The sequence below is a fragment of the Paraburkholderia tropica genome (assembly GCF_900109265.1).
Lineage (GTDB): Bacteria > Pseudomonadota > Gammaproteobacteria > Burkholderiales > Burkholderiaceae > Paraburkholderia > Paraburkholderia tropica.
Window position 1 is genome coordinate 1 of sequence record NZ_FNZM01000044.1, and the last position, 19403, is coordinate 19403.

At 60.7% G+C, this 19403-nt stretch carries 15 protein-coding genes and 1 tRNA gene; all 16 read right to left on the bottom strand.

Translation table 11 applies throughout. The features are described 5' to 3' along the window. Window positions 1-116 (bottom strand): GTP-binding protein (locus tag BMY06_RS37330; protein ID WP_024163107.1); only part of this gene is annotated, 116 nt, incomplete at its 3' end. Between the two features lie 95 nt (window positions 117-211). Further along, window positions 212-2314 (bottom strand): elongation factor G, encoded by a 2103-nt coding sequence (gene fusA, locus BMY06_RS37335; RefSeq protein WP_065062799.1) that lies wholly within the window; start codon window positions 2312-2314, stop codon window positions 212-214. Between the two features lie 150 nt (window positions 2315-2464). Next, the gene (rpsG, locus tag BMY06_RS37340; RefSeq protein WP_006053291.1) at window positions 2465-2935 is read right to left on the bottom strand and encodes a 30S ribosomal protein S7; all 471 of its coding nucleotides are present in this window, start codon (window positions 2933-2935) and stop codon (window positions 2465-2467) included. 184 nt (window positions 2936-3119) lie between these two features. Beyond that, window positions 3120-3500, bottom strand: a complete 381-nt coding sequence (gene rpsL, locus BMY06_RS37345; protein WP_027821136.1) for a 30S ribosomal protein S12 — start codon at window positions 3498-3500, stop codon at window positions 3120-3122. A 450-nt stretch (window positions 3501-3950) separates the two neighbouring features. Further along, on the bottom strand, window positions 3951-5798 hold the full coding sequence (recQ, locus tag BMY06_RS37350) for a DNA helicase RecQ (RefSeq protein ID WP_065062800.1): 1848 nt from the start codon (window positions 5796-5798) through the stop codon (window positions 3951-3953). 329 nt (window positions 5799-6127) lie between these two features. After that, window positions 6128-6451 (bottom strand): hypothetical protein, encoded by a 324-nt coding sequence (locus BMY06_RS37355; RefSeq protein ID WP_074987828.1) that lies wholly within the window; start codon window positions 6449-6451, stop codon window positions 6128-6130. A 340-nt stretch (window positions 6452-6791) separates the two neighbouring features. Next, window positions 6792-11042, bottom strand: coding sequence for a DNA-directed RNA polymerase subunit beta' (rpoC, locus tag BMY06_RS37360; RefSeq protein ID WP_074987829.1), 4251 nt, complete (start codon window positions 11040-11042; stop codon window positions 6792-6794). Window positions 11043-11063: 21 nt separating this feature from the next. Next, on the bottom strand, window positions 11064-15170 hold the full coding sequence (gene rpoB / locus BMY06_RS37365; protein WP_074987830.1) for a DNA-directed RNA polymerase subunit beta: 4107 nt from the start codon (window positions 15168-15170) through the stop codon (window positions 11064-11066). A gap of 381 nt (window positions 15171-15551) precedes the next feature. Beyond that, the gene (rplL, locus tag BMY06_RS37375) at window positions 15552-15926 is read right to left on the bottom strand and encodes a 50S ribosomal protein L7/L12 (protein WP_027821097.1); all 375 of its coding nucleotides are present in this window, start codon (window positions 15924-15926) and stop codon (window positions 15552-15554) included. Between the two features lie 78 nt (window positions 15927-16004). Next, the gene (rplJ, locus tag BMY06_RS37380; RefSeq protein WP_035534644.1) at window positions 16005-16502 is read right to left on the bottom strand and encodes a 50S ribosomal protein L10; all 498 of its coding nucleotides are present in this window, start codon (window positions 16500-16502) and stop codon (window positions 16005-16007) included. A gap of 347 nt (window positions 16503-16849) precedes the next feature. Continuing rightward, a complete protein-coding gene (rplA, locus tag BMY06_RS37385; RefSeq protein WP_074987832.1) occupies window positions 16850-17545 on the bottom strand; it encodes a 50S ribosomal protein L1 in 696 nt (231 codons plus the stop codon). Continuing rightward, a complete protein-coding gene (gene rplK, locus BMY06_RS37390) occupies window positions 17546-17977 on the bottom strand; it encodes a 50S ribosomal protein L11 (RefSeq protein ID WP_074987833.1) in 432 nt (143 codons plus the stop codon). Between the two features lie 182 nt (window positions 17978-18159). After that, entirely contained in the window at window positions 18160-18717 is a 558-nt protein-coding gene (nusG, locus tag BMY06_RS37395; RefSeq protein ID WP_027821101.1) for a transcription termination/antitermination protein NusG, read from the bottom strand. 1 nt (window position 18718) lies between these two features. Beyond that, window positions 18719-19099 (bottom strand): preprotein translocase subunit SecE, encoded by a 381-nt coding sequence (gene secE, locus BMY06_RS37400; protein ID WP_028222169.1) that lies wholly within the window; start codon window positions 19097-19099, stop codon window positions 18719-18721. Between the two features lie 37 nt (window positions 19100-19136). Beyond that, window positions 19137-19212 (bottom strand) — tRNA-Trp (locus BMY06_RS37405). Window positions 19213-19280: 68 nt separating this feature from the next. After that, window positions 19281-19403: EF-Tu C-terminal domain-related protein (locus tag BMY06_RS37410; RefSeq protein WP_074987834.1), on the bottom strand; the 123-nt coding region annotated here is incomplete at its 5' end.

The window sequence follows — 19403 nt, forward strand, 5'->3', positions numbered from 1 at the left end:
TTCTTGGTCAGAACCGTCGTGATAGCTGCCGTCAGCGTGGTCTTGCCGTGGTCAACGTGACCGATCGTGCCCACGTTCACGTGCGGCTTGGTCCGTTCGAATTTACCTTTTGCCATGTTTCTCTTCTTTCAAAAAAGTGGTGAATCGGTGACTGCGCGATGCGAACCGGACCCATGTCCGGTTCGCCGCATGGTCAACTGAATGCCGATGCTTACTTCGCCTTCGCGCTGATGATCGCGTCGGCCACGTTACGCGGTGCTTCTGCGTAGTGCTTGAATTCCATCGTGTACGTTGCGCGACCTTGCGACAGCGAGCGCAGCGACGTCGAATAGCCGAACATTTCCGACAGCGGCACTTCGGCGCGAACGATCTTGCCGCCGCCAACCATGTCTTCCATGCCCTGGACGATACCGCGACGGCCCGACAGGTCGCCCATCACGTTGCCCATGTAGTCTTCCGGCGTTTCGACTTCGACAGCCATCATCGGTTCGAGGATGACCGGCTGAGCCTTGCGCATTGCTTCCTTGAACGCCATCGAACCGGCCATGCGGAATGCATTTTCGTTCGAGTCAACGTCGTGGTACGAACCGAACGTCAGGTGAACCTTGACGTCGACGACCGGGAAGCCCGCCAGCACGCCGGCCTTGAGCGTTTCCTGGATACCCTTGTCGACCGCGGGGATGAATTCACGCGGAATCACACCACCCTTGATCTCGTCCAGGAACTCGTAGCCCTTACCCTGCTCGTTCGGCTCAAGCGTAATGACAGCGTGACCGAACTGGCCGCGACCGCCCGACTGCTTGACGAACTTGCCTTCGACGTCCTTCGCCGTTGCGCGGATCGTTTCGCGGTATGCAACCTGCGGCTTGCCGACGGTCGCTTCCACGTTGAATTCACGCTTCATACGGTCGACCAGAATTTCGAGGTGGAGCTCGCCCATACCCGAAATGATGGTCTGGCCCGATTCCTCGTCCGTCTGGACGCGGAACGACGGGTCTTCCTGTGCCAGGCGGTTCAGGGCGAGGCCCATCTTTTCCTGGTCAGCCTTGGTCTTCGGCTCGACGGCCTGCGAAATCACCGGTTCCGGGAAAATCATGCGTTCCAGGATGATCGGGTTCGCCGGGTCGCACAGCGTGTCGCCCGTCGTTGCTTCCTTCAGGCCCACGGCTGCGGCGATGTCGCCTGCACGAACTTCCTTGATTTCTTCGCGGTTGTTCGCGTGCATCTGCAGAATACGGCCGAGGCGTTCCTTCTTGCCCTTGGTCGAGTTCAGCACCGTGTCGCCCGAGTTGACGACGCCCGAGTACGCGCGGAAGAAGATCAGCTGGCCGACGAACGGGTCGGTCATGATCTTGAACGCGAGTGCCGAGAACTTTTCGTCGTCGGCTGCACGGCGCTCTGCCTTCTCACCGTTTTCGAGTTCGCCCGTGACCGGGGGAATGTCCACCGGCGACGGCAGGAAGTCGATCACGGCGTCGAGCATACGCTGCACGCCCTTGTTCTTGAACGCGGTGCCGCACAGCATCGGCTGGATTTCGCAAGCGATGGTACGGTCGCGGATGGCCTTGACGACTTCCGCTTCGGTCAGCTCTTCGCCGCCGAGGTACTTTTCCATCAGCTCTTCGCTGGCTTCAGCAGCCGACTCGATCATCTTTTCGCGCCATTCGTTGCACGAGTCAACGAGTTCAGCGGGGATGTCGACGTAGTCGAACTTCGTGCCTTGCGACGCTTCGTCCCAAATGATCGCCTTCATCTTGATCAGGTCGACCACGCCCTGGAACGTGTCTTCTGCGCCGATCGGCACCACGACCGGAACCGGATTCGCCTTCAGACGCGTCTTCAGCTGGTCGTAGACCTTGAAGAAGTTCGCGCCCGTACGGTCCATCTTGTTGACGAACGCGAGACGGGGAACCTTGTACTTGTTCGCCTGGCGCCACACGGTTTCCGACTGGGGCTGAACGCCGCCCACTGCGCAGTAAACCATGCATGCACCGTCGAGCACGCGCATCGAGCGTTCAACTTCAATCGTGAAGTCGACGTGGCCCGGGGTGTCGATGATGTTGATGCGGTGCTCGGGGTAGTTACCGCCCATGCCCTTCCAGAACGCGGTCGTAGCAGCGGAGGTAATCGTGATGCCACGCTCCTGCTCCTGCTCCATCCAGTCCATGGTCGCAGCGCCGTCGTGAACTTCACCAATCTTGTGGTTCACGCCGGTGTAGAACAGAATGCGCTCGGTCGTCGTCGTCTTGCCGGCGTCGATGTGAGCGCTAATACCGATGTTGCGGTAGCGCTCGATAGGAGTCTTGCGAGCCACTTTGATCCTCTATAAGGAGGTGCGCGCCGAATTCGATCCCGACCGGGTCGATCCCAACGCGCCTGAACACAAACGGGCGAGGCGCTAGATAAGCGCACCCGCCCGGAATTTTTTTCCGCTCTTTGAGCAAACCCCGGTAGGGGCCTTCTCTTAGAAGCGGAAGTGCGAGAACGCCTTGTTCGCTTCTGCCATCCGGTGAACTTCGTCGCGCTTCTTCATCGCGCCGCCACGGCCTTCGGCCGCTTCGGAGAGTTCACCTGCCAGACGCAGGGCCATCGACTTCTCGCTGCGCTTCTTCGCGGCTTCACGCAGCCAACGCATCGCCAATGCCATACGACGCGAGGGGCGCACTTCGACCGGAACCTGATAGTTCGCACCACCAACGCGGCGGCTCTTCACTTCCACCACCGGCTTCACGTTGTTGAGCGCGACAGTGAACACTTCCAGCGGGTCCTTGCCACCCTTGGTCTGGATCTGTTCGAAAGCGCCGTACACGATACGCTCGGCAACCGACTTCTTGCCGGAGAGCATCAGCACGTTCATGAACTTGGCTACATCAACGTTGCCGAACTTCGGATCCGGCAACACTTCCCGCTTGGGGACTTCGCGACGACGCGGCATGTTTCTTCCTTTAACTTTTCAGTTGAAGCGTGGATGGAACCCTACGCTCCGCGGCCACCAACTAACCCGATTCATCTCACGACTTACCAGCCTGGTCGGGTGACCACTTACTCGACAGCACCGGCCAATCCGGCACCTGTCGCTTTTATCGCCAGCGCTCTGGAGCGCAGACGACACTTGACTCTTACTTCGCAGCCTTCGCGCGCTTCGCGCCGTACTTCGAGCGAGCCTGCTTACGATCCTTGACGCCCTGGGTATCCAGCGAGCCGCGAACCATGTGGTAACGCACACCCGGCAAGTCCTTCACACGGCCGCCGCGGATCAGCACAACCGAGTGTTCCTGCAGGTTGTGGCCTTCACCACCGATGTACGAAATGACTTCGAAGCCGTTCGTCAGACGAACCTTGGCAACTTTACGAAGTGCCGAGTTCGGCTTCTTCGGCGTCGTCGTGTACACACGCGTGCACACGCCGCGACGCTGAGGGCAGTCCTGCAGGGCCGGCGACTTGCTCTTCGTGACTTCCGAAGTGCGGCCTTTGCGAACCAGTTGATTGATGGTTGGCATTGTTTATTCCTGAAATTGAACAAAATCGATGCGTTTATTTCCGGGCAAAGCGGAAAACCACGCATCTAAACTCCTACGAGAATTCCGGCCCTGAAAACCGCCGCCTGCGACGCATGCACCTGGAGCGCACTCCACCGTGCTTCCACGCCGAATTAGTCAAACTAACTGACGTGCGCAGACAACCCAAGAACCGGAACCCAGCATGATATTCCGAAAACACCAAGCAAGTCAACGGCTTGCGGTATTTCGGAGCACGGAAGAAGTGTGTGGCGTGTTGCGGTGCGGCGAGGATAAAACGCGTGCTCACCGGTAAATTGCAGCGCTGGAAGAAGCGGAAAAGGCGCATGGCCAATTACGGCGCGGCTCGGACGGACCAGGACGCAAATACGACCGGTGCGCTCACAGTGCAAAGGCTTCGCACCAGTCGTGAGCCCGGCGCCAGCGAGCCGCTTACTCGTCGCCGACGACCTCGACGAGTTCCTCGCCAAAGCGCTCGAGTTTGCGCGCGCCGATGCCCGGAATATCGCGCAGATCGTCGACCGATTCGGGACCGTTGCGGGCGATTTCCGCCAGCGTGGCGTCGTGGAAGATCACGTAGGCGGGCACGCCCTCGCTCTTGGCCGTATCGGTGCGCCACAGGCGCAAGCGCTCCCAGCGCGCGCGCTGACGCGGGCTCATGCCCACGGTCGGATCGGCGCGCTCGCTGGTGCGGCTCGACGACGTACGTGTGCGCGTGGGCTTCACATAGCGGCGCATCGTGACGTGCTGCTCGCCCTTGAGCACCGCCTTGCTCGCCTCCGTCAGCACGAGCGCGCCGAAGCCCTCGTGATCGACGGTCAGATAGCCGAACGCCACCAGCTGACGGAAGATGCCGCGCCACTCGGCCTCGGACAGCGCCGCGCCAATGCCGAAGGTCGAGATCTTCTCGTGGCCGCGCTGCATGATCTTCTCGTTGCGGTTGCCGCGCAGAATGTCGATCAGGTGACCCGCGCCGAAATTGAAGCCGCTCGCGCGCTGGGCGCGGAACACACACGAAAGCGCCATTTGCGCCTCGCGCGTGGCGTCCCAGGTGGCGGGCGGCTCGATGCAGGTGTCACAGTTGCCGCAGGGCTTGCTCTCCTCACCGAAGTACGCAAGCAGACGCACGCGGCGACAGGTGGCCGTTTCGCACAGGCCGAGCAGCGCGTCGAGCTTGCCCGTCTGCACGCGCTTGTGCTGCTCGTCGGCGTCGGACTCGTCGATCATCTTGCGCTGCTGCACGACGTCGCCAAGGCCATAAGCCATCCAGGCATTGGCCGCCAGCCCGTCGCGGCCCGCGCGGCCGGTTTCCTGGTAATAGCCTTCCACGCTCTTGGGCAAGTCCAGATGCGCGACGAAGCGCACGTCCGGCTTGTCGATACCCATGCCGAACGCGATGGTCGCGCACATCACCACACCCTCTTCGCGCTGGAACAGCTCCTGATGCTTCTGGCGCACCTCGAATTCCATGCCGGCGTGATACGGCAGCGCGCGCACGCCCTGCCCCTTCAGCCACTCCGCGGTTTCCTCGACCTTGCGGCGCGACAGGCAATAGACCACGCCCGCGTCGGTCGTACCGTCGGCGCGCGTGTGCTCCGCGCGGATGAAATCGAGCAGTTGCGTGCGCGCGTTGTCCTTTTCGACGATGCGGTAGCGGATGTTCGGCCGGTCGAAGCTCGACACGAACACGCGCGCGTCGTCGAGCGCGAGGCGGTGCATGATCTCGTCGCGCGTGATCGCGTCGGCGGTGGCCGTGAGCGCGATGCGCGGCACGTTCGGGAAGCGCTCGTGCAGGACCGAAAGCTGGATGTACTCGGGGCGGAAATCGTGCCCCCATTGCGACACGCAGTGCGCCTCGTCGATCGCGAACAGGCCGATGCGCGTGCGCTCGAGCAGTTCGAGAAAGCGCGACGTCATCAGACGCTCGGGCGCCACGTAGAGCAGATCGAGGTCGCCTTCGCGCAGCGCGCGCTCGGTGGCGGCCGCCTCGGCGCCGGTGAGCGTCGAATTCAGATACGCCGCGCGCACGCCGACTTCGGTCAGCGCGGCCACCTGGTCCTGCATCAGCGCGATCAGCGGCGAGACCACGATGCCGGCGCCGAGCCCGGCCTCGTGGCGCACCAGCGCCGGAATCTGATAGCAGAGCGACTTGCCGCCGCCCGTGGGCATGAGCACCAGCGAATCGCCGCCGCCCGCGACATGCTCGACGATCTCGGCTTGTTGCCCTCTAAAGACGGGATAACCGAAGACTTCGTTGAGAATTTCGAGCGAACGGGACATGAAGGCGGCGACGTAAGGAGGAGGCGTGAAGCGGAGGCGGTGGACCGGATTTTACCAACCCGGACGCGCCTTGACCGCCGCAACCGTGAAGATTGGCCATCAGGCCAGGAATCCGTCACGAATCCAGCGGCAAAAAGCGGAGGGAAAACGGGGAAGAACTGCGCAGAACCGCGCGAAGACAACGCGAGCAATAGACGACAAATACGCGACTGAAACGCGCGTGCGCGCGGTGCGCACGCTGTCTGCGAATCAGCGAACCAGCGAATCAATGAATCAGCGACGCGGCGAGCGCGGAGAACCCGCGCCCGCGGCAAGCGAAGCGCGCGGACTCAGGCGCGCTTCTGCGCGACGCGCAGCGCGCCGACGATCGTCACGATGGCCGCGACCACCGACAGCATCACGAGCGCGCCAAAGGGCAGTTGCACGAAACTGCCGACCACGAGCAGCAGCGAGCCGAGCACGAGCAGCACCGCGCCCATTTTCACCTTGCGCGCCAGCTGCATGATGTAACCGATGATCAGGAATGCCCACATCACGAGGAAAGTCGCGAAGAACATGGCGGCCTCCTGGTTTCCGACGTGATGCAGCAGATGCGAAAAGTCGGCGATGCACGCCACCAGATTCAGGATGAGACCGACACCAACGACCCACATGATTACCGCCTCCAGATTCAGAAAATTGCTGCCGGCGCGCCGCGAAAGTTCGTACGCCGACAGACTTGGCGCGCTACGTTAGCACGCGCCGCAGACACGCGCAGCGACCGCGCCAACGGTGCGGCGCGGGGTCGCACATGCGGCGGCCCGGCAATGCCTCGCCGCGTCGCGCGCAAGCCGTGCGCGCAACCCGCGCATGCAATACCAGGCACTACGAACCGCTTCGCCCGCCAGCCCGAGAAAAACCCATAAAAAAAGCCGTCTGGCGTGAACCAGACGGCTTTTTGGGGTGCGCATGGCGCACGAGCGGAGCATCAGGCGGCTTGCGCCGCCCTTCTGCTTACTCGTCCGTCGTATGCGGCTGTTCCGGCACTTCGGCAGCCGGGGTTTCCGGTGCGCCGAAGTCGAACGCTTCTTCCGCTGCGATCTGGTCGAAACGCTCGCGATCCGACGATTCCTTCGCACGGCGCGCCTTGTGGAACGCGAGACCCGTACCGGCCGGAATCAGACGGCCGACGATCACGTTTTCCTTCAGGCCACGCAGATCGTCGCGCTTGCCCATGATCGCCGCTTCGGTCAGCACGCGGGTCGTTTCCTGGAACGATGCCGCCGAGATGAACGAGTCGGTCGAGAGCGATGCCTTCGTGATACCGAGCAGCACGTTCTCGTACGTCGCCGGACGCTTGTCTTCCGCGATCATCTTGTCGTTCTCGTCGAGCATGTCCGAACGCTCGACTTGTTCGCCAGGGATGAAACGCGTATCGCCGTTGTCGGTGATCTGAACACGACGGAGCATCTGACGCACGATCACTTCGATGTGCTTGTCGTTGATCTTCACGCCCTGCAGACGGTACACGTCCTGCACTTCGTCCACGATGTAACGCGACAGCGCTTCGATACCCTGCAGACGCAGGATGTCGTGCGGATCGGCCGGGCCGTCCACGATCATTTCGCCCTTGTTGACGACCTGTGCATCGTGAACCAGAACCTGCTTTTCCTTCGCGATCAGGAACTCGTGCTGATTGCCTTCGAGGTCCGTGATAACGAGACGCTGCTTGCCCTTCGTGTCCTTACCGAACGACGTCGTACCCGTGACTTCCGCCAGGATACCTGCGTCCTTCGGCGAACGTGCTTCGAACAGTTCCGCCACACGCGGCAGACCACCGGTAATGTCACGCGTCTTCTGCGCTTCAGTCGGGATACGTGCGAGCACTTCACCGACCTGCACTTGCTGACCGTCCTTCACCGTGATCAGAGCGCCGACCTGGAAGCCGATCTGCACCGAATGCTCGGTGTTCGGGATCTTGACTTCGTCGCCGTTCGCGTCGAGCAGCTTGACCTGCGGACGCACGCTCTTCGAAGCCTGCGAACCGCGGCGCTTCACGTCGATCACGACGAGGGTCGACAGACCCGTCACATCGTCGATCTGCTTGGCAACCGTCACGCCTTCTTCGACGTTTTCGAACTTCACCGTACCACCGTACTCGGTGATGATCGGGCGCGTCAGCGGATCCCACGTGGCGAGCTGCGTGCCGGCCTTGATCGCGTCGCCGTCGAGTTGCAGCAGCGTCGCGCCGTACGGCACCTTGTGACGCTCGCGCTCGCGGCCGTGATCGTCGGCGATGATGGCTTCGCCCGAGCGCGAAATGACGATCTGCTCGCCCTTCGCGTTCGTGACGTAACGCATCGTCGCCGTGAAGCGGACCGTACCGTTCGACTTGGCTTCAACCGACGAGGCCACTGCTGCACGCGATGCCGCACCACCGATGTGGAACGTACGCATCGTGAGCTGCGTGCCCGGTTCGCCGATCGACTGTGCTGCGATCACGCCGACGGCTTCGCCGACGTTCACGCGCGAGCCACGACCCAGGTCGCGGCCGTAGCACGAAGCGCACAGACCGTAACGCGTTTCGCAGGTCAGCGGCGTGCGCACGCGCACTTCGTCGATGCCGAGGCTTTCGATCGTTTCGACTGCGTCTTCGTCGAGCAGGTCGCCCGAAGCGTAGATCGTTTCCTGGGTTTCAGGATTGACGACGTCCGCCACCGCAACGCGGCCGAGAATACGGTCGCGCAGCGCTTCGACGACTTCACCGCCTTCCACGAGTGCCTTCATCGCCACGCCGTTCGACGTGCCGCAATCTTCCTCGACGACCACGAGATCCTGCGTCACGTCGACGAGACGACGCGTCAGGTAACCCGAGTTCGCGGTCTTCAGTGCCGTATCAGCCAGACCCTTACGTGCACCGTGGGTCGAGATGAAGTACTGCAACACGTTCAGACCTTCGCGGAAGTTCGCGGTAATCGGCGTTTCGATAATCGAGCCGTCCGGCTTCGCCATCAGGCCGCGCATACCCGCCAGCTGGCGAATCTGGGTTGCGGAACCCCGCGCGCCCGAGTCGGCCATCATGTAGATCGAGTTGAACGATTCCTGACGCGTTTCCTTGCCGTCACGGTCGACCACCGGTTCCGTCGCGAGCTGCTCCATCATCGCCTTGCCGACCGCTTCCGACGTGTTCGACCAGATGTCGACCACGTTGTTGTAGCGTTCCTGCGCGGTGACGAGACCCGACATGTACTGACGGTCGTATTCCTTCACCTTCTTCGCGGCTTCGCCGACGATGGTTTCCTTCTGCGGCGGCACGAGCATGTCGTCCACGCAGATCGAAATACCGGCGCGCGTTGCCAGGCGGAAACCCGACTGCATCAGCTGGTCGGCGAAGATCACCGTTTCACGCAGACCGCACTTGCGGAACGCGGTGTTGATCAGACGCGAGATTTCCTTCTTCTTCAGCGGCTTGTTCAGCACCGAGAACGGCAGACCCGGCGGCAGGATTTCCGACAGGATCGAACGGCCAACCGTCGTCGCGTACAGCGAGATCTTCGGCACGAATGCCGGTGCGCCTTCCGACTTGTCCTCGTTGTGGACCATTTCGGTAATACGCACGTTCACGCGCGACGCCAGCTCGACTTCCTTGTTCTCGTACGCGCGGAGGACTTCCGACACGCCCGTGAACGTCATGCCTTCGCCCTTGCCGTTGATCGCTTCACGCGTGGCGTAGTACAGGCCCAGCACGATATCCTGCGACGGCACGATCGACGGATCGCCGTTGGCCGGGAACAGGACGTTGTTCGACGCCAGCATCAGCGTGCGCGCTTCCATCTGCGCTTCGAGCGACAGCGGCACGTGAACAGCCATCTGGTCACCGTCGAAGTCGGCGTTGAACGCCGCGCAAACGAGCGGGTGCAGCTGGATTGCCTTACCTTCGATCAGCACCGGCTCGAAAGCCTGAATGCCAAGACGGTGAAGCGTCGGTGCACGGTTCAGCATGACCGGATGTTCGCGGATCACCTCTTCGAGGATGTCCCACACCACCGGCGTCTGGTTCTCGACTTCCTTCTTCGCAGCCTTGATGGTCGTCGCGACGCCCATCGTTTCCAGCTTGTTGAAGATGAACGGCTTGAACAGTTCGAGCGCCATCAGCTTCGGCAGACCGCACTGGTGAAGCTTGAGCGTCGGACCCACCACGATGACCGAACGGCCCGAGTAGTCGACGCGCTTACCCAGCAGGTTCTGACGGAAGCGACCGCCCTTACCCTTGATCATGTCGGCGAGCGACTTCAGCGGACGCTTGTTCGCGCCCGTCATCGCCTTGCCGCGACGGCCGTTATCGAGCAGCGAGTCAACCGCTTCCTGGAGCATCCGCTTTTCGTTGCGGACGATGATCTCCGGCGCCTTCAGCTCGAGCAGACGCTTCAGACGGTTGTTACGGTTGATGACGCGGCGATACAGGTCGTTCAGGTCCGAAGTGGCGAAGCGGCCACCGTCCAGCGGCACCAGCGGACGCAGTTCGGGCGGCAGCACCGGCAGCACTTCGAGCACCATCCATTCGGGCTTGATGCCCGAACGCTGGAAGGCCTCGAGCACCTTCAGGCGCTTCGCGTACTTCTTGATCTTCGCTTCCGAGCCGGTGTTCTTCAGCTCGGTGCGCAGCGTTTCGACCTGTTCGTCGATGTTGATCGCACGCAGCAGTTCGCGCACGCCTTCCGCACCCATCTCGGCGCGGAATTCGTCACCGTACTCTTCGACCTTATTGTAGTAATCCTCTTCGGTCATGATCTGACGCGCCTTCAGCGGCGTCATGCCCGGTTCGATCACCACATAGGCTTCGAAGTACAGCACGCGTTCGATGTCGCGCAGCGTCATGTCGAGCACCATGCCCAGACGCGACGGCAGCGACTTCAGGAACCAGATGTGCGCGACCGGCGAGGCCAGTTCGATATGGCCCATGCGTTCGCGACGCACCTTCGCCAGCGTGACTTCAACGCCGCACTTCTCGCAGATCACGCCACGGTGCTTCAGGCGCTTGTACTTGCCGCACAGGCACTCGTAGTCCTTGATCGGCCCGAAGATCTTCGCGCAGAACAGACCATCGCGTTCCGGCTTGAACGTACGGTAATTGATGGTCTCCGGCTTCTTCACTTCACCGAACGACCACGAGCGGATCTTGTCCGGCGAGGCCAGACCGATCTTGATCGCGTCAAAAACTTCTTCTTGTTGGACTTGCTTGAATAGATCGAGCAGAGCTTTCATTGCCTTCTCTCCGTAGTCCGATTAGTTGCGGTCGAGGTCGATGTCGATACCGAGCGAACGGATTTCCTTCACCAGCACATTGAAGGATTCCGGCATGCCTGCATCGATCACGTGGTCGCCCTTGACGAGGTTTTCGTACACCTTCGTCCGGCCGTTCACGTCGTCCGACTTCACCGTCAACATTTCTTGCAGCACGTACGAAGCGCCATACGCTTCGAGCGCCCACACTTCCATTTCACCGAAGCGCTGGCCACCGAACTGCGCCTTACCACCCAGCGGCTGCTGCGTGACGAGCGAGTACGGACCCGTCGAACGCGCGTGCATCTTGTCGTCGACAAGGTGGTGCAGCTTCAGGTAGTGCATGTAACCCACGGTCACGGTGCGCTCGAACATCTCGCCCGTGCGGCCGTCGTACAGACGCACCTGGTTCTTCGACGGCGTCATGCCGAGGTTCGCGGCGATGTCGTCCGGGTAAGCCAGATCGAGCATCTTGCCCATTTCCTCTTCGGTCGCACCGTCGAACACCGGCGTTGCGAACGGCACGCCTTCGCGCAGGTTCTTCGCGAGTTCGAAGATTTCGTCGTCGCTGAAGCTGTCGAGGTCTTCCTTGTGGCCCGATTCGTTGTAGATCTTCGTGAGGAACTCACGCAGCTCTGCAATCTTGGTCTGACGCGCAAGCATTTCGCCAATACGCCAGCCCAGACCCTTCGCGGCCCAACCGAGGTGCACTTCGAGAACCTGACCCACGTTCATCCGCGACGGAACGCCCAGCGGGTTCAGCACGACGTCGGCCGGACGGCCATCGGCCATGTACGGCATGTCTTCGATCGGCACGATCTTCGACACGACACCCTTGTTACCGTGGCGGCCTGCCATCTTGTCGCCAGGCTGCAGACGACGCTTGACGGCGAGGTACACCTTGACCATCTTCAGCACGCCCGGCGGCAGTTCGTCGCCTTGCGTGAGCTTCTTGCGCTTCTCTTCGAACGCCAGATCGAACTGGTGACGCTTTTCTTCGATCGAGTTCTTGATCGCTTCGAGCTGCGCCGCTGCTTCTTCGTCCGCGAGGCGGATGTCGAACCAGTGGTAGTGGTCGAGGTCGCTCAGGTAAGCCTGATCGATCTTCGTACCCTTCGCGAGCTTCTTCGGACCGCCGTTCGCGACCTTGCCCTCGAGCATGCGCGCGAGACGCTGGAACGCGTCGCCTTCCACGATACGCAGCTGGTCGTTCAGGTCGAGGCGATAACGCTTCAGTTCATCGTCGATGATCTGTTGCGCGCGCTTGTCGCGCGTGATGCCTTCGCGCGTGAACACCTGCACGTCGATGACCGTGCCGCTCATGCCCGACGGCACGCGCAGCGACGTGTCCTTCACGTCCGAAGCCTTCTCGCCGAAGATCGCGCGCAGCAGCTTTTCTTCCGGCGTGAGCTGGGTTTCGCCCTTCGGCGTGACCTTGCCCACGAGCACGTCGCCCGCTTCGACTTCCGCGCCGATGTACACGATGCCCGACTCGTCGAGACGGCCAAGCTGCACTTCCGCGAGGTTCGAAATGTCGCGCGTGATTTCTTCCGGTCCGAGCTTCGTGTCGCGTGCAACGACATTCAGTTCTTCGATGTGGATCGACGTGTAACGGTCGTCCGCAACCACCTTCTCCGAGATCAGAATCGAGTCTTCGAAGTTGTAGCCGTTCCACGGCATGAACGCGATCAGCATGTTCTGACCGAGCGCGAGCTCGCCCAGATCGGTCGACGCGCCGTCAGCCAGCACGTCGCCACGCGACACCCAGTCGCCCATCTTCACGATCGGACGCTGGTTGATGTTCGTGTTCTGGTTCGAACGCGTGTACTTGATCAGGTTGTAAATGTCCACGCCGACTTCACCGGCGACGGCTTCATCGTCGTTCACGCGAATCACGATACGGCCCGCGTCGACGTAATCCACCACGCCGCCACGCAGCGCCTGAACCGTCGTACCCGAGTCGACCGCAACCGTACGCTCGATACCCGTACCGACGACCGGCTTTTCCGGACGCAGGCAAGGCACGGCCTGACGCTGCATGTTCGAACCCATCAGTGCGCGGTTCGCGTCGTCGTGCTCGAGGAACGGAATCAGCGAAGCAGCCACCGAGACGATCTGCGACGGCGCCACGTCCATGTACTGGATGCGGTCCGGCGTGACCATCAGCGTTTCGCCCGCTTCACGCGACGAGACGAGTTCGTCGGTCAGCGTGCCGTCGTCGGCCACTGCCGCGTTCGCCTGAGCGATCACGTAACGGCCTTCTTCGATTGCCGACAGGTAGTCGATCTGGTCGGTCACCTTGCTGTCCACGACCTTGCGATACGGCGTTTCGAGGAAGCCGTATTCGTTCAGGTGCGCGTACAGAGCGAGCGAGTTGATCAGACCAATGTTCGGACCTTCCGGCGTCTCAATCGGACACACGCGGCCGTAGTGGGTCGGGTGCACGTCGCGGACTTCAAAGCCAGCGCGCTCGCGCGTCAGACCGCCCGGGCCAAGTGCCGACACGCGGCGCTTGTGGGTGATTTCCGACAGCGGGTTGGTCTGGTCCATGAACTGCGACAGCTGCGACGAACCGAAGAACTCGCGAATCGCCGACGAAATCGGCTTCGAGTTGATCAGGTCGTGCGGCATCAGGTTTTCGCTTTCGGCCTGGCCGAGGCGTTCCTTGACTGCACGTTCGACACGCACGAGACCGGCGCGGAACTGGTTTTCCGCCAGTTCGCCGACGCAACGCACGCGACGGTTGCCCAAGTGGTCGATGTCGTCCACTTCGCCCTTGCCGTTGCGCAGCTCGACGAGGATCTTGATCGTCGCGAGGATGTCGTCGTCCTGCAGCGTCATCGGGCCGACGATTTCGTCACGGCCCACGCGGCGGTTGAACTTCATACGACCCACCTTCGAGAGGTCGTACGCTTCTTCGCTGTAGAACAGGCGGTTGAACAGGGCCTCGACCGCTTCTTCGGTCGGCGGCTCGCCCGGACGCATCATGCGGTAGATCGCGATACGCGCGGCCGTCTTGTCGGCGGTTTCGTCGATACGCAGCGTCGACGAGATGTACGGACCCTGATCCAGATCGTTCGTGTAGAGCGTCTGGATGTCCTTGATCTTCGCTTCGCGCAGCTTGTCGAGCACACCTTCGGTGATTTCGTCGTTCGCGTTCGCGATCACTTCGCCCGTGTCGCCGTCGACGACGTTCTTCGCCAGAACGCGGCCGAGCAGATAGTCTTCGGGGACCGAAATGTAGGTGGTCTTGGCGCTTTCGAGGTCGCGAATGTGCTTCGCGTTGATGCGCTTGTCCTTCTGGACGATGACCTTGCCTTCGCGATCCGAAATGTCGAAGCGCGCGACTTCACCACGCAGACGCTCCGGCACGAACTCCATCTGCGCGCCTTCCGGCATCAGCGTGAAGTTGTCGAACACGAAGAAGTTCGCGAGGATCTGTTCCGGCGTGAGGCCGATGGCCTTCAGCAGGATCGTGACCGGCATCTTGCGGCGGCGGTCGACACGGAAGTACAGCACGTCCTTCGGGTCGAACTCGAAATCGAGCCACGAACCACGGTAAGGAATGATACGAGCGGAGAACAGCAGTTTGCCCGAGCTGTGCGTCTTGCCCTTGTCGTGTTCGAAGAACACGCCAGGCGAACGGTGCAGCTGCGAGACGATCACACGCTCGGTGCCGTTGATGACGAACGAACCGGTCGGCGTCATGAGCGGAATTTCGCCCATGTACACTTCCTGCTCCTTCACTTCCTTGACGACCGGCTTGCTCGGCGATTCCTTGTCGAGCAGAACGAGACGTACCTTGGCGCGCAGCGCCGAGCAGTACGTCAGACCGCGCTGCTGGCATTCCTTGATGTTGAATGCCGGCGGCGACAGCATGTAGCTGACGAACTCTAGACGAGCAAAGCCGTTATGGGAAACAATAGGAAAAACAGACGAAAACGCTGCTTGCAGACCTTCCGACTTGCGCTGTGCGCTCGCCGTTTCTGCTTGCAGGAACGTGCTGAATGATTCAAGCTGGGTAGCCAGCAGGAAAGGAACTTGGTGAACGATGGGGCGTTTCGCGAAACTCTTGCGAATACGCTTCTTCTCGGTGAAGGAATATTGCATACGATCTCCGAATCACGGCGGGTAGGACGACCCGAGTGTTCACCGACTGAGACCCGATGGCTTCGCGAGCCTTGGAAGCTTGGTGGTTGGCCTCTACCAACCGCTGGCTGACGGCAGCGGATTTGGGCTTGTCATAACTTACCCGCTGCCCGACCAAACTTGCCTTCTGCAGTCGCTTCAGAAGACAAAGAGAAGCGTCGTGCGTCTGGATGTCCTTCATGCCGTTCTGGCACTCACCCTGAACAAGACGTTTTTCTTTGGCTTCTGGGTCCCGCATCCTGCCTCCGACTCCTGAAAATCGAACACAAAAACGCAGTCCCCACAAAGCACAAAAAGGCCGGCGGTGTAAAAACCGCCAGCCTTCGCACAGCGCGCTGAAACTTACTTGATTTCAGCCTTCGCGCCGGCTTCTTCCAGCTTCTTCTTCGCTTCTTCAGCAGCAGCCTTGGGCACCGCTTCCTTCACGGGCTTCGGTGCACCGTCGACCAGGTCCTTCGCTTCCTTCAGGCCGAGACCCGTCAGTTCACGAACGGCCTTAATGACCGAAACCTTGTTCGCGCCTGCTTCGAGCAGGTTGACCGTGAATTCGGTCTGCTCTTCAGCAGCAGCAGCTGCGCCGCCGCCTGCCGGGCCAGCGACTGCCACAGCAGCTGCCGACACGCCAAACTTCTCTTCGAATGCCTTGACCAGTTCGTTCAGTTCGAGAACCGACATCGAGCCAACGGCTTCGAGGATGTCTTCTTTTGCGATTGCCATTTGAAATTACTCCAGATTTGAATTCGGAAACAGCTAGCGATCTTCGCTCGCTCTTGCTTGTTCGTCTGCTGCTTGAACTTAAGCAGCTTCTGCTTGCTTCTTCTCTGCCAGCGCGGCGAGTGCACGCGCGAAGCCGGAGACAGGAGCTTGCATAACGAACAGCAGCTTCGAGAGCAGTTCTTCGCGGCTCGGGATGTTGGCCAGCGCTTGCACGCCTGCCACGTCCATCACCTTGCCTTCGTAGGAACCAGCCTTGATGACCAACTTGTCATTGCTCTTTGCGAAGTCGTTCACGACCTTCGCTGCAGCAATGGCATCTTCCGAGATGCCGTAGATCAGGGGGCCAGTCATCTGCTCTGCCAGCGGAGCAAACGGGGTACCTTCGACAGCGCGACGCGCCAGCGTGTTCTTCAACACGCGCAGGTACACCTGCTGCTCACGCGCTTTCGCGCGCAGCTTGGTCAGATCGCCAACCGCGATTCCACGATACTCGGCCAGCACCATGGTCTGAGCCTTCGCGACTTGCGCGGAGACTTCAGCCACGACGGCCTGCTTACCTTCTTTGTTCAGTGGCACGGTTAACCTCCAGATTCGACACCCAACGCGATTGCGCCAGATGCCGCGTTCAACAACGGCGACCGACCAGTCCGGAGTAAATCAGTTTGCATCTTCAGGCGTTTCCACCTGGTTCAGCTCACATCAGCACTTCAAAACTTTTTCGGGTTCGCCATCTGCGTTGGCTTTGCATTAAGGAAGCACCCAACGACTGCACTTCCGCCAACGGTCTTTGACAACCGGTTGTGCCGCGCAGACTGCCGCCGCACAACCGCCCAAAGCCCTTTAAATCCGCACTGCGATCTGGGTAGCAAGCTACGTTCCAGACTTCAGCGCGGCAAAACTTGTTGCGACGCTTACCGCGGCAATCAGGCTGCCAGCGACGACTGGTCGACGCGAACGCCAACACCCATCGTGCTCGAAACAGCGATCTTGCGCAGGTACACGCCCTTGCTCGTTGCCGGCTTGGCCTTCGTCAGCGCTTCGAGGAGCGCGTCGAGGTTGCTGCGCAGCGCGGTCGGCTCGAACGAAGCACGGCCGATGGTCGCGTGGATGATACCGGCCTTGTCGACACGGAATTGCACCTGACCAGCCTTCGCGTTCTTGACCGCGGTGGCGACGTCCGGCGTAACCGTACCGACCTTCGGGTTCGGCATCAGGCCGCGCGGGCCGAGGATCTGACCCAGCGTACCGACGATACGCATCGTGTCCGGCGAAGCGATCACGATGTCGAAGTTCAGGTTGCCGCCCTTGATCTGCTCGGCGAGGTCTTCCATGCCGACGATTTCCGCGCCAGCTGCCTTAGCCTGCTCAGCCTTCTCACCTTGCGCGAACACAGCAACGCGAACCGACTTGCCGGTACCTGCGGGCAGAACGACCGAACCACGAACGACCTGGTCCGACTTCTTCGCATCGATGCCGAGCTGGACTGCGACGTCGATCGACTCGTCGAACTTCGCCGTTGCGCATTCCTTCACGAGCGACAGTGCGTCGACGATTGCGTATTGCTTCTGGCGATCGATCTTGGCGGCCAGAGCCTTTTGACGCTTCGAAATCTTAGCCATTTACACGCCCTCCACGACGATGCCCATCGAGCGGGCGCTACCAGCGATCGTGCGGACCGCTGCATCCATATCGGCTGCCGTGAGGTCCGGCATCTTGGTCTTGGCGATTTCTTCGGCTTGTGCGCGCGTGATCGTAGCGACCTTGTCGGTGTGCGGCTTGGCCGAACCCTTGTCGACCTTCGCTGCCTTCTTGATCAGAACCGTAGCCGGCGGCGTCTTCAGGACGAACGTAAAGCTCTTGTCCGCGAACGCGGTGATCACGACCGGAATCGGCAGACCCGGTTCCAGAGCTTGAGTCTGCGCGTTGAACGCCTTGCAGAACTCCATGATGTTCAGGCCGCGCTGGCCCAGTGCCGGACCGACCGGCGGCGACGGGTTGGCTTTACCTGCAGGAATCTGCAGCTTGATAAAGCCGATGATTTTCTTTGCCATGTTGAAAACCTCTTTGGAACGCGTGAGCGTTCGGGTGAGTGGTAGCGCGCTGTCACCCAATCTTCGCTGTACCAAACATCTTCTACAGCCGACTGGACTACTGGCGCTCCTCTACGGCCATGACGCGGACCGTAAGCGCGGAAAAACGGACCGCACCAAAGATGCGATCCGTCGTATTCGATTTACAGCTTTTCGACCTGGCCGAATTCGAGTTCGACTGGTGTGGCGCGGCCAAAAATGGTGACGGAGACCCGGACGCGCGATTTTTCGTAGTTGACTTCTTCGACGCTGCCGTTGAAGTCCGTGAACGGACCTTCCTTCACGCGGACCATCTCGCCGACTTCGAACAGGGTCTTGGGGCGCGGCTTCTCAACGCCTTCCTGCATCTGCGACATGATCTTTTCGACTTCGCGCGGCGAAATCGGACTCGGGCGATTACGCGCCCCGCCGACAAAACCCGTCACCTTTGCCGTGTTCTTCACGAGGTGCCACGTTTCGTCCGTCATTTCCATTTCGACCAGGACGTAGCCCGGGAAGAAACGACGTTCGGTCACTGATTTGTGACCACCCTTCACCTCGACGACTTCTTCAGTCGGGACGAGGATCTGGCCAAACTTGTCTTGCATGCCGGCACGATCGATGCGCTCTTGAAGCGCACGTTGCACGCTCTTCTCCATGCCGGAGTAGGCGTGCACCACATACCAACGTTTTCCGCTCGGGGATGCCGGTGTATCGCTCATATCATTTCCAACCCAGAATCGCCGAGAAAATCACCCATTCGATGGATTTGTCGCAAACCCACAGAAAGATGGCCATTACCAGCACAAAACCGAAGACCACCAACGTCGTTTGCGTGGCCTCTTTACGAGTCGGCCAGACGACCTTGCGAACTTCTTTGTACGAGTCTTTGGCAAACGCGATGAAGCTCTTGCCGGGCGCCGAGAGAAGACCGACTACCACCCCCGCGATCACGCCAACTGCAAGCGCTGCACCGCGGACATACCACTCCTGGCTACCGAGCCAGTAGAACCCTACGAACCCGGCCACAACCAACAATACACCTGCTGCAAGCATCAGCTTGTCGCTGGAAGTATTTACAGTTTCGACGGAAGGATTCGCCATAACACCTTAAAGAACAACGCGCCGTAGCGCGTAAAGTTGGCAGGGGCAGAGGGAATCGAACCCCCAACCTTCGGTTTTGGAGACCGACGCTCTGCCAGTTGAGCTATACCCCTAAACCATTTGGGGTGATGGTAACCACCACCCCGAAACCACTTAGTCGATCACCGAGACTGGCAAAAACTTACTCGATGATCTTTGCGACGACGCCAGCGCCGACGGTACGGCCACCTTCGCGGATTGCGAAGCGCAGACCTTCTTCCATCGCGATCGGAGCGATCAGCTTCACCGTGATCGACACGTTGTC